At 63.5% G+C, this 13,359-nt stretch carries 14 protein-coding genes and 1 pseudogene; 7 read left to right on the top strand and 8 right to left on the bottom strand.

From position 1 onward, the window contains the following. The first annotated feature begins 432 nt into the window (after positions 1 to 432). The gene (locus AC3WON_RS19770) at positions 433 to 681 is read left to right on the top strand and encodes a PA2433 domain-containing protein (protein WP_492318996.1); all 249 of its coding nucleotides are present in this window, start codon (positions 433 to 435) and stop codon (positions 679 to 681) included. Positions 682 to 766: 85 nt separating this feature from the next. On the opposite strand, the gene AC3WON_RS19765 is transcribed toward AC3WON_RS19770, so the two are convergent. Beyond that, positions 767 to 1,105 (bottom strand): RcnB family protein, encoded by a 339-nt coding sequence (locus AC3WON_RS19765; RefSeq protein WP_492352539.1) that lies wholly within the window; start codon positions 1,103 to 1,105, stop codon positions 767 to 769. A 398-nt stretch (positions 1,106 to 1,503) separates the two neighbouring features. Between AC3WON_RS19765 and AC3WON_RS19760 the strand changes: the two genes are divergently transcribed. Then, positions 1,504 to 2,676: a GGDEF domain-containing protein gene (locus AC3WON_RS19760; RefSeq protein WP_492352538.1), complete on the top strand. Its 1,173-nt coding sequence runs from the start codon at positions 1,504 to 1,506 to the stop codon at positions 2,674 to 2,676. A 27-nt stretch (positions 2,677 to 2,703) separates the two neighbouring features. Here AC3WON_RS19760 and AC3WON_RS19755 read toward each other — a convergent pair whose 3' ends face one another. Continuing rightward, the gene (locus AC3WON_RS19755) at positions 2,704 to 3,312 is read right to left on the bottom strand and encodes a BMP family lipoprotein (protein ID WP_492352537.1); all 609 of its coding nucleotides are present in this window, start codon (positions 3,310 to 3,312) and stop codon (positions 2,704 to 2,706) included. A gap of 180 nt (positions 3,313 to 3,492) precedes the next feature. Here AC3WON_RS19755 and AC3WON_RS19750 point away from each other — a divergent pair. The 3 genes and pseudogenes from AC3WON_RS19750 to AC3WON_RS19740 all read left to right on the top strand — a co-directional run. Beyond that, positions 3,493 to 3,771: pseudogene (locus AC3WON_RS19750) on the top strand (NAD(P)H-binding protein); the annotation flags it as partial. A 166-nt stretch (positions 3,772 to 3,937) separates the two neighbouring features. Next, the gene (locus AC3WON_RS19745) at positions 3,938 to 4,453 is read left to right on the top strand and encodes a flavodoxin family protein (RefSeq protein ID WP_492352536.1); all 516 of its coding nucleotides are present in this window, start codon (positions 3,938 to 3,940) and stop codon (positions 4,451 to 4,453) included. A 316-nt stretch (positions 4,454 to 4,769) separates the two neighbouring features. After that, on the top strand, positions 4,770 to 5,549 hold the full coding sequence (locus tag AC3WON_RS19740) for an IclR family transcriptional regulator (protein ID WP_492318991.1): 780 nt from the start codon (positions 4,770 to 4,772) through the stop codon (positions 5,547 to 5,549). Between the two features lie 39 nt (positions 5,550 to 5,588). Here the strand turns inward: AC3WON_RS19740 and AC3WON_RS19735 are convergent, their stop codons facing one another. From AC3WON_RS19735 to AC3WON_RS19710, 6 genes are all read right to left on the bottom strand, one after another. Then, on the bottom strand, positions 5,589 to 6,392 hold the full coding sequence (locus AC3WON_RS19735; RefSeq protein WP_492318990.1) for an IclR family transcriptional regulator: 804 nt from the start codon (positions 6,390 to 6,392) through the stop codon (positions 5,589 to 5,591). Between the two features lie 70 nt (positions 6,393 to 6,462). Continuing rightward, positions 6,463 to 7,629: an acyl-CoA dehydrogenase family protein gene (locus AC3WON_RS19730; RefSeq protein ID WP_492352535.1), complete on the bottom strand. Its 1,167-nt coding sequence runs from the start codon at positions 7,627 to 7,629 to the stop codon at positions 6,463 to 6,465. A gap of 24 nt (positions 7,630 to 7,653) precedes the next feature. Next, on the bottom strand, positions 7,654 to 8,115 hold the full coding sequence (locus AC3WON_RS19725; protein ID WP_492352534.1) for a MaoC family dehydratase: 462 nt from the start codon (positions 8,113 to 8,115) through the stop codon (positions 7,654 to 7,656). Between the two features lie 26 nt (positions 8,116 to 8,141). Beyond that, complete coding sequence (locus tag AC3WON_RS19720; protein WP_375790502.1) at positions 8,142 to 9,017, bottom strand: HpcH/HpaI aldolase/citrate lyase family protein; 876 nt, start codon at positions 9,015 to 9,017, stop codon at positions 8,142 to 8,144. A gap of 180 nt (positions 9,018 to 9,197) precedes the next feature. Beyond that, complete coding sequence (locus tag AC3WON_RS19715) at positions 9,198 to 9,668, bottom strand: MaoC family dehydratase (protein WP_492318988.1); 471 nt, start codon at positions 9,666 to 9,668, stop codon at positions 9,198 to 9,200. Between the two features lie 162 nt (positions 9,669 to 9,830). After that, positions 9,831 to 10,766 (bottom strand): LysR family transcriptional regulator, encoded by a 936-nt coding sequence (locus AC3WON_RS19710; RefSeq protein WP_492352533.1) that lies wholly within the window; start codon positions 10,764 to 10,766, stop codon positions 9,831 to 9,833. Between the two features lie 429 nt (positions 10,767 to 11,195). Between AC3WON_RS19710 and AC3WON_RS19705 the strand changes: the two genes are divergently transcribed. Further along, the gene (locus AC3WON_RS19705; protein WP_492318987.1) at positions 11,196 to 12,539 is read left to right on the top strand and encodes an MmgE/PrpD family protein; all 1,344 of its coding nucleotides are present in this window, start codon (positions 11,196 to 11,198) and stop codon (positions 12,537 to 12,539) included. An 81-nt stretch (positions 12,540 to 12,620) separates the two neighbouring features. Further along, positions 12,621 to 13,322: a nitroreductase gene (locus AC3WON_RS19700; RefSeq protein WP_492352532.1), complete on the top strand. Its 702-nt coding sequence runs from the start codon at positions 12,621 to 12,623 to the stop codon at positions 13,320 to 13,322. The last annotated feature ends 37 nt before the right edge of the window (positions 13,323 to 13,359 follow it).

Below are 13,359 nucleotides of genomic sequence, written 5' to 3'. Positions count from 1 at the left end.
CGTGCATTTGCACGGGCTGTTTCATTAATGAAGCGCGTTTCCCGGAGCAGCGAAAAGCTGCCACCGCCCTAATAGCGTCAACGCCCGTTTGAAATCCCGGATGACTCGGGATAATGATTATGAAAGTACCCGGGTTGCCGCGCCTGGCGGTAACACGGCGGGCACCTGGCCCGATTCAGAGCGGGCGAATTCAAGCACCACACAACCGCATCCGTGCGCGCCGGTGCGGCCAGGAAATACCGGCAATATCTCGCCCAAACGGTTGATTTGCGGATGGGATAGCATGGCTCCGGGCTGTTCAAAGGAGAAACGAATAATCGCCATTTACCCCTTCGTGGGGGGGTATGCGCGGCACCGGCAAACGGCCAGGCGCAGCATGGCGCGGCGATGGACTATGCTGGAAATCCCAACAGCGTCCTCGCGGAGGCCATCGTGCGCAAACCTGTCCTTGTCCTTACGGCACTGCTGCTGGCCGGCGCCCCCGGCCTGGCGCTGGCCCATAACTGCCCCAACGAGATGAAGGCGATCGACGCCAAACTGTCGACCAAGCCGGCGCTGTCGCCGGAAAATTCCGCCAAGGTTGCCAAGCTGCGCGCCGACGGCGAGGCCTATCACAAGGCCGGCAAGCATGACGAATCGATGAAATCGCTGCTCGAAGCGAAAAAGATCCTGGGTATCTGACACCCATCGCAAAGAAGAGCCGCCACGCGCCCAGGCGTGGCGGCTTTGTTTATTTTTCCCGCGGTCGTCGCCGCTGCAGGCCGGGTCAGGACCCCGATCCGACCTGCTGGACCACACCGTTGGGCGCCACCAGGTAGTATTCGGCGCCAATCCCGACCCAGCGCGTGCCCTTGCGCGGCGCGGGCAGGTTGTATTGCTTGTAGTCGTCGACCACATACTGGCGGTCCCTGAACTCGGTGGGCAGCCGGTCACCCTTCTTCCACTGCTGCACCTGCATATAAGGCGAGTTCTGCGCCGCCGGCGCGGAGGCGGCCATGGGATCTGCCATCGGCTTGGACTTGGCACCACCCTGCGCCATCGCAAACGGCGCCGCCAGCACGCTTGCCGCCAGCAACAGTGCCGGCATCGCTTTCTTGGTCTTCATCGTGATCTCCTTGCGTACGGGAAAACCGAACTGCCGGAGGATCCGGACAGCATCTACCAGATTAGTCACAAATGCGGACAACTGCGGCATCCGCCGTCCATGCGCCGGCACTCGATATGACCGACGGGGCATTCGCGCCCTGACAGATTGTTCACAATTGTTTGCCGGTTCGCACCCATTGGGGGGGAGCCGCCGACGCCACCCGTGACTAGAATGGGTCCTGACAGAAACAATTTGTTACGGGCGGCCGCTACTCAGTCTGTCAGCGGGCCGCGGCCCCGCGGCCCGCGCCGCGGGCGCGTACCGCCCTCGATGTTCCCTGGCTTACGCCCTGTTCACGGCGCTTCGCACGCGGGCACCCGTCCCTGCCAGAGAACCATAAAAACTGGGGACTCTCCGTGTTGCACGATACTGGTCAATTCCTGGCCCTGGTCAATCCCGCCATGGCCATCCTGCTTTCGCTCTGCTTCCTGCTGGCCTGGAACCAGGGGCGCACGCGGCACTACCTGCTGGAGCTAGGTGCCTGCTATTTGCTGTACGCGGTTGCCATCACCGTGCAGATCATCTGGCAGCCGCGCAACGGCGGCGGCAACGCCACCGTCACCGGTGCGCTCTACCTGGGCAGCGCCGTGCTGATGCTGCGTGGCATGCTGGCGCGCATCGGCGCGCGCGTCGATACCTGCGCGCTGGTGTCGCTGCCGCTGGCCCTGTTTGCTGCGCTTGCCTGGTTTGATTTCATGCAGCCCCAGCTGGTCGCCCGCATCTACATCCTGAATGTCGGCATCGCGCTGATCCTGCTGCTGGGCATCGCGCCGCTGGCCCGCCTGCGCACAGGCAGCACTGCGGACCAGGTGCTGTTCTGGGTCTTCCTGCTGTTTGCCCTCCATTTCCTGCCACGCACCGTGCTGACCATTGCTCCGGTCATCGGACAGGACGCTGCCGCCCTCACCCGCTCGGCCTACTGGCTGTGGCTGCAGGTCACCATGGCATTGCTGCTGCTCACGCTGGCGCTGGCGCTGCTGGCGGCGACCACGCTGGACGTGATCGACGGCCTGCGGCATGAACGCGACACCGATCCGCTGACGCAGCTGCACACGCGCCGCAGCCTGGAGGCGCTGGCCGCGCGGGAAATCCCGCCACCTCAGGGCAAGCCGCTGAGCGTGCTGCTGTGCGACCTCGATTTCTTCAAGTTCATCAACGACAACTACGGCCACAGCGCCGGCGACGCGGTGCTGGCGCAAATCGGCCGGATCATCGCCGCCGGCATCCGCCGGCGCGATATCGCCGCGCGCCTGGGCGGCGAGGAGTTCGTCGTGCTGTTGCCCGATACCCCGCCCGATGCAGCCTTGCATCTGGCCGAACGCTTGCGCCAGACGCTGGAGAGCACGGAAATGGACGTCCTGCCGGGCATGCACACGGTGACCGCCAGCTTTGGCGTGGCCACGCTGCGGCCCGGCGAAGGCCTGGAAGCGCTGCTGATGCGCGCGGATAACGTGCTGTATGCGGCCAAGAACAAGGGCAGGAATTGCGTGGAGTGGGAACGGGAGGCCGGCTTGCCGGTGCTGGCATGATGCTGCCGTGCCTCCCATCCGGCGCGGCTAAGCAACCGTGGGCGTGCCCGCCACCGCAAACTCCGGCCCGTCATAGCCCTGCGCCACGGACACGCCGCCATCGAGCAACCGCTGGCTCCAGTGGTCGATCGCCGCGCGCGCGGCCTGGCTGACATCGCGGCCCAAGGCAAGGCGGACGGCCGCCGGCGCTTCCAGCCCGAAGCTGCGGGTGGTTCCCCACGCAATTTGGTCCCGTTCGAAATCCCCGATCGCCTGCTCGACGCACAAGCCGCTGTCGGCCACCGCGGAAGCCAGGAAGACATCGGGATGCCTGCTGGTCCAGTCGACCACGTTGCCGATCTGGCGGATGCCCGCGGCACGGCAGGCGGCGATGGCGCCGTCGCGGCCGCCGTCGATCATCGCAAAGACGATATCGGCACCGGCGCGGGCCTGCGCGGCAACCGCGTCGGCGGCCAACGCCGGATCGTGCTGGTTGCCGCAGAAGGTCGTGAGTGCCGGCAGGCCAGGCACCACGCTGCGCACGCCATGGAGAAACGCCGCGCGCCCCTTCAGCCCGGGGCGCACCTTCTCGCCCGACAAATGGGCGACCACGCCGGTGCGCGAATCCGTCGCCGCCAGCACGCCGGCAAGCGCCATGGCGTGACTGCGCCTTGTGTTCTCGGACTTCACGCACCACCCTCCGTTTTGCATACAAATTAAGAATGCAAAATATAGGGTGTGGCCGCACATCCGCATACGAATGTGTGCGCATGAGGAAATACGGTTTGCGCGGAAAATGCGGACGCAAAAAAAGCCCGCTTATGCGGGAACCGGGCCACCGTCGGTGAAGACCTCAAGCCGTTCCGCCGCGCCGCCGACGCCATCGAAGCCTCGGGCCTGGATTACACCATCCTGCGTCCGGCCTGGCTGACCGACGAGGATGAGGTGGACTACGAGTTGACTGAGCGCCATGAGCCTTTCAAAGGTACCGTGGTGTCGCGCAAGAGCGTAGCGGATCTGATCGTGAAGGTCATCGAATCGCCCCAGTTGCATTCCGGCGCCAACCTCGGCGTGAGCAAGCCAGACAGCGATAGCGACAAGCCATATTTCATGTAAGCCTGTACGGATGAAATCCTGTCACGATGGCCGCAAATGTGAGAAAACCGATGTCCATCATGCAATGGCTATTCACCGCACTGGGGCTGGCCCTGGTCGCTGCGGCACTGGTGCCGATCACGGTCACCTGGATCGAGAATCGCCAGGCGCGCCACAGACTGCGGTGGTGTACTTCTCTCGCTCGGGCAACACCGGGCTGGCCGCACGCCATGTGGCGCAGCGGCTGAACGCCCGACTTTTCCAGTTGCATTCGACCGACTATGCACTTGGCCTGGCGGGTTGGGTACATGCGATGAACGACGCGCGCGGGCACGTGGCGGACATCACGCCGCGCACCATCGACTTGACGCAATTCGACACGGTCTATCTCGGCTCGCCTGTCTGGCTCTACAGCCCGGCTCCGCCCATGTGGGCCTTCGCGGAAAACAACCGCTTCGACGGCAAACGCGTCGTCCTGTTCAACACCTTCAACAGCCATTTCGGCCCTGAGTACATCGAAGCCTTCCGCGCGACGGTGATGCAGCGCGGCGCCGGCTCCTTCGAGCACCGTTACATCCTGCGAGGGCGCATGGGCCAACAGATTACGCATGGCGAGATGCTGAAGGCGATCGATGCCGAGTGGTTTTCGGATGGAATCACCGCCTCGAGCACGGAGTCGGGATACCAAATGCAACGTCCCTAGCCCACTGCTCCTTATTGGTCGCGGCGGCGGATGCCATCGCGATAGACGGGCGGCCCGGCACCAGGGCAGGACGGATACTGGACTCGGATAAGCCGTACCGCATCGCATCAAAGGATAATCGGCGAAACCATGATTCGCTCCCCGCGAATACCGTTCGCGTTCCGGCAATCGCCGGCTCGTGAATTGGCATTTGAGCCGTGCGGTTGCCGCCTCTACCATCGATTCCAGTGGTATGGAAAACGCCGCGCACGACGGCGCCGACAAGAGATCAGACAAGCACCCTCCCGGACTGGTACGCTGAAAGGGCAACACATTCATGACACGTCCCGCACAGATCACGATGACCTTGGAACGGGGCCTTCATGTGCTTCGCGCCTTCCGTGCCGAGCGTGCCTCGCTCACAAACAGTGAGATCGTCAAGCGCACCGGCCTGCCAAAAGCGACGGTGTCGCGCCTGACCACCACCCTGATCGCGCTGGGCTTCCTGCGCCGCGTTGCCGGCAGCACGCAGTTCGAGCTGGCCCCGGCCTCCCTCCACATCGGGGACACCTACCTGGAAACCAACCCAGTCACCGATCGCGTGAATCCCTTACTGCAGGAGCTGGCGGACCGGCTTAATGTGTCGGTCGCCCTTGCCGTGCCTGATCAGCTCGACATGCTCTATATCGCACATCGAACCAGTTCGCGCATTGGAACGCTACGCCTCGGCGTTGGCTCGCTGCTGCCGATGGGCTGGACGGCGACCGGCCGCGCCTGGCTGTGGGGCTTGCGCCCAGAAGCTCGCCATGGATACCTGGAATCCCTCAAGCGCGTGGACGGCGCGCGCATCGCCGAACTCGAACGCGGCATCGCTGGGGCCTTCCAGGAACTTCAGACCCTCGGGGTCTGCACTTCCCTGGGCAAGTATCAGCGCAATGCTTACGGGATTGCCCTCCCTGTCACGGTGGGACGTTCGGCCACACTGATGTCGCTGAGCTGTGGCGCTGTTGAGTTGGAGCCAGACATGGCAGCCATCACCGAACGCCTCGCGCCTGTGCTGAAGGCCGCAGCTGCCGATCTCGTGGAACTGCTGCGGGATGTTGATACGCAGATCTGACGGTCAATCCGCGGCGCCTTTGAGGGCGCCACTGCGGCACTAGTGATGGGTGCTCAAGCGCTCCTCCAAGGCATGTGCCGTCGCAGCGAGCCTCGGACCCAGTTCCCGCTCCATCCTGGCGCGATTCATACCCGCGCTGCGGCCAACGCTGGCAAGCACCACCGACGGATGTCCCGGCACGCTGACAGGCACCGCAACCGAAGCCAGTTCGCGCCCGCATGGCGACATGCAGAACCCGTACTGGTGGAGCTGTGACATGCCCTCGGCCATCTGCCTGCGCAGCAAAGGCCAGTCACGGCCGCTCTTGCGTTCGACGTTGCTCTGGAGGTAGAAACGCTCCCGTTCCGGCAATGCTGCGAGCAGCGCCCAGCCCATCGGGGACGAAGCGATCGGCACGCGGATCCCGGCAGCAAGGTGGGTATCGAGACAGGCGTTCTTGCCAACCTGCGATTCGCTGACAATGACATCGAGCCGGTCGCGCGCACCCAGGATGACATGGGTATCGCTGGCGTCGGCAAATTTCTGCATCTCGATGCGGGCGGCGCGTTGCACGCTGTCGCTCGAGACGGCCGCGTAGCCCAGGGTCAATGCGGCCGAGGCAAGCCGGTACTTGCGCCGGCTCCCGTCGTAGCGCAAATAGCCCAGTGCTGCCAGAGAATGCAGCATCCGGGACACGGTAGGCGCCGGAATGTCGGTCTCCGCGGCAATCTCCTGGTTGCCCATCCACGGATGCTCGGCGCTGAACGCAGCCAGCACGGCCAGGCCGCGGGCCAGCGGCACCACCCGCACGTCATCCTTGTGGATATCACGGTTCGATTGCTTCACCGCCTGAATGGTTGCCATGGCTGTCTCCATCTTTTCCGGCCCGGCCTTCATTGGGCCGAGCCGTTATTCCAACTGCCTGCCCGGGACCTCAGTACGACTTTGGCAGTCCGAGCTTGCGCTCGGCAATGTTCGAAAGGATAAGCTGCGGGGTGACGGGCGCAATGTAGCCAATCCAGGCTTCGCGCATGAATCGCTCCACGTGATACTCCTTCGCGTAGCCGAAGCCGCCATGCGTGAGAATCGAGGTCTGGCAGGCATTCATGCAGGCTTCGGATGCCAGCAGCTTCGCCGCGTTTGCCTCGGAGCCGCAGGAGATTCCTTTGTCGTAGAGGTCGGCAGCGGCGAGCAGCATGTGGTTGGCAGCCTCGAGCTCCGCCCAGTTGCGGGCCAGCGGATGCTGGACACCCTGGTTCTTGCCGATCTGACGTCCGAAGACGACGCGCTCCTTGGCGTATTGCGTGGCAAGCTTGAGCACGGCGCGGCCGATACCGACCTGCTCGGCGGCAACAAAGACACGCTCGGCGTTCATGCCGTGGAAGATATACTTGAGGCCCTTCCCTTCTTCACCGATCAGGGAGTCCTTGGACACCGGCAGATCGTCGATGAACAATTCGTTGGTGTCGACAGCGGCACGGCCAAGCTTGTCGATCTCCCGGATTTGGACATATTTCCGGTCAAGCTTGGTGTAGAACAGGCTCAATCCTTCGCCGTGCTTCTTGACGTCCTCGATCGGCGTGGTGCGCGCGAGAATCAGCATGTGGTCGGCGACCTGCGCGGTCGAGATGAAGACTTTCTTGCCCGAGAGCAGGTAGTTTCCATCGGGCTGCTTCTTCGCCACAACCTTGAGCTTGGTGGTATCAAGGCCGGTGTCCGGCTCGGTGACCGCGAAGCAGGCCTTGTTCTCGCCACGGCCAAAGGCCGGCAACCAGGCCTTCTTCTGCGCCTCGGTACCGAAATGCACCACCGGCTGCAAGCCGAAGATGTTCATGTGGATGGTGGAAGCTGCCGCCTGCCCGCCGCACTCAGCCACGGTACGCAGGAAGAGCGCGGCTTCGGTTACGCCAAGGTTCGCGCCGCCGAATTCCTCGGGCATGCAGATTCCGAGCCATCCGCCGCTGGCAACGGCCTCGAAGAATTCGTGCGGAAACTCGTGATTCTTGTCCTTGTTCCGCCAGTATTCGAGCGGGAAGTCCGCGCAGATCTTTTCCGCTGCATCGACAATGGCGAGCTGATCGGCGCTGAGTTGGTAGTCCATCGCAATACTCCTGCAGGTATGAAATCAGGCCCTGTCGGCAGGACGCAGCATCATCAGGCCGGTGCGCACGGCAGTGCAGACGATTTCATCGCGCTGATTCCTGGCAACGTGCTTGAAGGTGACGATGCCAGAGTCTGTGCGGCTCTTGGAGATGCGGGTTTCGATGATCTCGGTTTCGACGCGGATGGTGTCGCCGTGGAAGGTGGGCTTGGGGAAAGCAATCTCGCCAAAGCCCAGGTTGCCCAGTGTGGTGCCCAGCGTGGTCTCGTACACCGTGATGCCGGCCACCAGCGCCAGCAGGAACATGCTGTTGACCAGGCGCTGGCCGTAGAACGTGTTCTTGCTGTATTCGGCGTCGATGTGCAGCGGTGCACAGTTGTAGGTCATGGCCGAGAACAGGACGTTGTCGGTCTCGGTTACGGTGCGGCGGATGGCGTGCTCGATCACCATGCCTGGCTTGAATTCTTCGAAGTAAAGGCCTGCCATTTTTCTATCTCCTTGAGTGGTCGCAATCAGCTGTTGAACGAGCGTGCGAGCTCGATAATTTCGCGCGCCGTCTTCACATGTGCGATGTCGATGTGCTCGCCGTCATAAATGCACGAGGCACGGCCCTCGGCCTGGGACTTTTCCAGTGCATCGATCATTCCCTGGTAGAAGGCCACTTCTTCCTCGGTGGGACTGTAGGTCTGGTTGACGATCTCGACGTTGGAGGGGTGCAGCACTAGTTCACCGCTCATGCCCAGTTGGCGGTCGTTGGCAGACGAGACCTTTAGCCCTTCCAGGTCATGCACCTGCTGCCATACGCCGCCGATGGGCAGCTTGCCCGCGGCGCGCGCGGCCATGACGATGCGCGATTTCAGGTACAGGGTCTCGCGTCCTTCGAGCGACCAGACTGTCTTGAGGGCACGGGCCACGTCAGCGTTCTTGGCCGTGGCGCCGACGATGGCGGGCACGCGCTCGTGCTGGGCGATCTCGTAGGCGTATTGCAGCGAGCGGGCGGTCTCCAGCAGCGGAATCACCCGGGTGTGGCCGACCGGCACGCCGGCGCGGTACTCTGCCTCAGCCAGCATGGACGAGACGGTATGGATGTCCTCGGGCCCGCAGGGCTTGGAGATCACGATGCCTTCGACCACAGGATTGACGATGGCCAGGATGTCATCGAAGTCATATAGATGTGCGCTGCGATTGATGCGCACCCAGATGCGCGGTTTCTGCCCTGCCAGCCAGTCCAGCCTGGACTTGACGATCTCACGCGCCTCGGCCTTCTGGGCCGGCGGCACGCTGTCCTCCAAATCCAGGATCAGCGCATCCGCTTTGGCTGCCACCGATTTTTCAATCCAGCCCGGCTTGTTGCCCGGTACGAACATCATGGATCGCATCGGTTTCATGGCACTCATACTCATCCTCGTCTCCTGGTAATGATTGTGGCCTTACAATCGTTAGATAAACAGCAAAAAATTTTTGGGAATCCCGTGGCCTTGATGCTAGGTGGGTCAGACGGTTTCACTCAAGTGGTGACTGGCGAACCACCGATTCGCGTTGCGCGAATCGGCGATGCATGGGTGGGTTCAGCCTGCCGGATAGCGTCTCGGCAACCGTTGCAGGCAGCGAAACTTGGCCACCACCTCGTTGCGCTGGTTATAGGCGCGACGCTCCAGCTCGACCAAGCCGGCGTCGGCGCGGGCGGGATCGTCGTGCTTGTCCAGCACCTCGCTTTCAACATGGATGGTGTCGCCGATGAAGACTGGCCGCGTGAATCGCACGTCGCTGAAGGCAATGGTGCCTGACACCAAGCTCCGTTCCAGTCCGGCCGCACAGATGCCGCTTGCCAGCCCCAGCAGGAGGATGCTGTTGACGGCACGCATGCCATATGCCGCGGCTTCGGCATACGCCTGGTCCACGTGCAATGGCTCCATGCCATAGGTCAGCGTGCTGAACAGAAGGCTATCGGCCTCCGAGATGGTCTTGCGGATGGCATGCCGGCAGGCGCTGCCAATGACAAAGTCCTCGAAATAACGGCCGCTCGCGGCGTCGGGCATGGGTGCATTCCCTTGAAAGACGGGACTTGCATGTGCATGCCACGACGCAGCGTCCCATTACGCTTCAAGGGTAATCAGCAGGCGGCGATGCGCCAAGTGGTGTTCCGCGACGGGGCGCTTCGCCATCCGCGATCCGGCATTCAGGTGTGCCGGACGGCGGACTCAGGATGACGCCGGCTCAGGCTGCTCGGTCAACTGGCGGATCAGCGCGCGTGTCGCCGCCGTGATCGCCTTGCCGCGGCGCGTGCCGATCCGCACGCTGCGGATCGTCCATGGTTCGGGAATCCGCAGCACCGTCGAGCGTGTACTGGCTTCTAGCGAGACCATGCACTCCGGCAGGATTGTCACGCCAAGGCCCGCCTCAACCAGGCTGCGCGCCGCCTCGGGACCATTGATCGTGAACTTGGGATGCACTACCTGGCCGATCTCGCGCGCCGCGCGGTTGACGTCGGACATCAGCGTGGTGTTCGGGTGCATGGCGATGAACGGCTCGCGGATCAGGTCTTCCAACGCCACCTCGGGTTGCTCGCCAAGCGCGTGGCCATGGGGTACCAGCGCGACCAGACGGTCGACGCGATACGGGAGGCTGTCCAGCGGTCCATCATCGATATCGGGGCTGACGATATACACCGCCAGGTCGACATCACCCGCCAACACAGAACGCACCAGATTCGTGTTGGCGTCCTGTTTCAGCTCCAGCTCGACCAGCGGGAAGTTGCGGGAAAACTCGCCGATCTCGCGCGCCAGGTACTGGATGATGACGGCGCCTGTAGTGCCCACAGTGACGTGGCCACGAACGCCTTCGGAGAACTCGCCGAGTTCCCGGCGCATGTCCTCCAGATTATCGAACAGCAGGCGCAGATGGCGCGCGAGGACTTCGCCGGCCGCACTCGGCGCCACGCCGCCGGGATTGCGCTCGAACAACTGCACGCCCGCGATATCTTCCAGGTCCTGGATGCGCTTGGTTGCCGCGGAAGCGGCAATGTTCTCGCGGATGGCGGCGCGGCGGATCTGGCGCTCTTCCACCACGGTCAGGAACAGCCGCAGGGTAAACAGGTCGACCCGCCGGGTCAGGCCATGCACGCTCAGCGTGCTCATGGTGTCTCCTTTATTTCTGGCGCCGGTCTGCTGCCGGGCCGGGCGGCATGCGCATGCTGCGCAGCAGCATCGCGCTACTCAGGCCGAATCCCCCCGCGAGTATACCGTCATGTCCGGTGAGCCGGCACTGCCGCGGCCCAGGCGCGTACACGCTTGATGCAAAGGCTCTTGTTTTCGATTTCCGGAACCATCCGGCGAATAACCCCGTCACCCGGGGCGCGGCATCCGCTCAGTGTACGGAACCGGAGCCCGCCTCGAATTGACACGCCCGATGCTTGCGAGGAATCTGGTCGCCAAGCCAATGCACATCGCTCGTCAAACGAGCGATGCATCCACGACAATTTCCTCAGGGACGCTTCTGTGACTACCAGCCAACCCGATTCCAGTTCGCCGGCCAACTGCCCACCCCTTGAGCAGGCAGTGGTTCGCATGATTCTCGAGCTGACCTCCGATCAGCTCGACGCGCCGGCGCATGCCGGGGTAAGCCGCCTCATGCGCGACCAGCTCGCGCTGCAGATCGGCACCTCGCAGATGCCCTGGTCGCAACAGGTGCTGGCCTTCGCCACCGCGCAGCAACGACCCGGGCGCAGCCGGGTTGCCGCCAGCACCGCCACAATGAGTGCCGCGGACGCCGCCTTCATCAATGGCGCCTATGGTCATGGTTTCGAGTACGACGACGCCCACGGCGCCAGCGCCAGCCATCCCGGCAGCTGCGTCATTCCCGCAGCGATCGCGATCGGTGAGGAACTGGGTTCGACCCTGGAGGAAGTCATTACCGCGATCGTGGCCGGCTACGAGGTCTACACCCGGATCGGCGTGCTGGCGGCGCCGGACCTGCTCAAACGCGGCTATCACCCACATGCCGTACTGTCCAGCTTCGGCGCCGCGGCAGTCTCGGCCAAGTTGCGCAAGTTCGATGCGGAAACCACCCTGCACGCGCTCTCCATCGCGCTGAGCCATGCGGCCGGCACCACCGAATACACCTCCACCGGCGGCTCGGTCAAGCGCGTGCATGCGGGCATTGGCACGCGCAGCGGCATGATCTCCGCGGACATGGCGCAAGCTGGCATCACCGGACCGCGCGCGTTCCTGAGCGGCAACAAGGGCTTCTTCCGCACCTTCCTGCAGCGTGGCCCTGGCGATCGGGCCGAGGAACGGTTCCGCCTTGACCAGCCGTTCGAAATCGGCACGGTCTGGCTCAAGGCGTACTGCGCCTGCTATTGCACCCATGCATACATCGACGCGATCCGCCCGTTCGCCGGTCGCCGCGCCGACATCGCCGATATCCAGGCCCGCATCCACCCCGCCTTCAACGTGGTGGTCGGCACCGCCAACGCCAACGCGTACGAGCCGAAGAACATCGAGCACGTCCAGTTCAGCCTGCCAACGCAGATGGCATTCGCCGTGCTCGGCATGGGCAATGGCTACAAGGTGCATCGCGACTACCTGGACGGCAAGCTCGACATGGGCCTCGTGAAGGAAGTGGCGCGCGGCATCGGCATTACCGAGGCGCCGGAACTCGAGCAGCGCTACCCGGGCAAGTTCGTTGCCGATGTCACCGTGACCTTCCGCGATGGCACGTCCGAGCATGTGTTCGTGGAAGATCCGATCGGCTCCCTGGCGAACCCCATGTCGGAAGCCGAGCAGGACACGAAATTCATGGAGCTGACGGTTGACGTGCTTGGCGAAACCCGGGCGCAGACGCTGTTGGCCACGCTCAGGAAGATGGATCCGCGCATCAAGGCTGCAGATCTGATGGCGATGACGCACTAAGTAGTCATGGCATTAGGCAGTAAGCGCGCCGACCCGGCACAGTGGGCCAGGTCGCCGCTCATGATAGTCAGGAGATCAGCAATGCAGCAACACCCCGCCAGCAGCCCGCCCGGGAGCGACGTCGACACCCTCGCAAGACTGATGTCCGAGCGCTTCACGTGCCGCGCATACCTCGACAAAGCCGTGCCGGATGCGATGATCCGAAGCATCGTCAACGTTGCCAAGAAGAGCGCATCCTGGTGCAACGTGCAGCCCTGGCATCTGGTCATCGGCTCGCAGGCGACCACGGAGCAGTTTCGCAATGCGCTGGTCGAGCACGCCGCCGGCTCACCCGAGGTCGATTCGGACCTGCCATTTCCTGAGGAATATCGCGGCGTCCACGCTCAGCGCAGGCAGGAAACGGGTTACCGGCTCTATGAAGCGCTGGGCATCGAACGCCACGACCGGGAGCGCCGCGCCAGCCAGGGCTTCGAGAATTTCAGGCTGTTCGGGGCGCCGCATGTGGCGATTGTCACGATGGCCGCGGATCTCGGGCCGTACGCCGCTGTCGATTGCGGCGGGTTTATCGCATCGTTCCTGCTGGCCGCGCACGCGCATGGTGTTGCCACCACGCCGCAGGGGGCGCTGGCACGGCATGCCAGGTTCGTGCGCTCGCACTTTGGCATTGGCGACGACCGGAAGATGATCTGCGCGATTTCGTTTGGCTACGCGGATCCCGATCATGCGGCGAACAGCTTCAGGACGAGCCGGGCGCCTGATGAGGAGATCCTGCGACTGGTGTAGCCACCGGCGTTTTCGTCATAAGGCAAGCGAGCCGACC

It is taken from the genome of Cupriavidus sp. FW305-46 (assembly GCF_058787075.1).
This window is presented reverse-complemented; position numbering and strand designations above follow the sequence as displayed.

Coding starts and splice junctions, on each gene's coding strand:
- AC3WON_RS19725 (WP_492352534.1), bottom strand. CDS start 8,115: ATGGCAGGCCTTTACTTCGAAGAATTCAAGCCAGGCATGGTGATCGAG.
- AC3WON_RS19720 (WP_375790502.1), bottom strand. CDS start 9,017: ATGAAACCGATGCGATCCATGATGTTCGTACCGGGCAACAAGCCGGGC.
- AC3WON_RS19730 (WP_492352535.1), bottom strand. CDS start 7,629: ATGGACTACCAACTCAGCGCCGATCAGCTCGCCATTGTCGATGCAGCG.
- AC3WON_RS19715 (WP_492318988.1), bottom strand. CDS start 9,668: ATGCCCGACGCCGCGAGCGGCCGTTATTTCGAGGACTTTGTCATTGGC.
- AC3WON_RS19765 (WP_492352539.1), bottom strand. CDS start 1,105: ATGAAGACCAAGAAAGCGATGCCGGCACTGTTGCTGGCGGCAAGCGTG.
- AC3WON_RS19705 (WP_492318987.1), top strand. CDS start 11,196: ATGATTCTCGAGCTGACCTCCGATCAGCTCGACGCGCCGGCGCATGCC.
- AC3WON_RS19755 (WP_492352537.1), bottom strand. CDS start 3,312: ATGGCGCTTGCCGGCGTGCTGGCGGCGACGGATTCGCGCACCGGCGTG.
- AC3WON_RS19700 (WP_492352532.1), top strand. CDS start 12,621: ATGCAGCAACACCCCGCCAGCAGCCCGCCCGGGAGCGACGTCGACACC.
- AC3WON_RS19740 (WP_492318991.1), top strand. CDS start 4,770: ATGACACGTCCCGCACAGATCACGATGACCTTGGAACGGGGCCTTCAT.
- AC3WON_RS19710 (WP_492352533.1), bottom strand. CDS start 10,766: ATGAGCACGCTGAGCGTGCATGGCCTGACCCGGCGGGTCGACCTGTTT.
- AC3WON_RS19735 (WP_492318990.1), bottom strand. CDS start 6,392: ATGGCAACCATTCAGGCGGTGAAGCAATCGAACCGTGATATCCACAAG.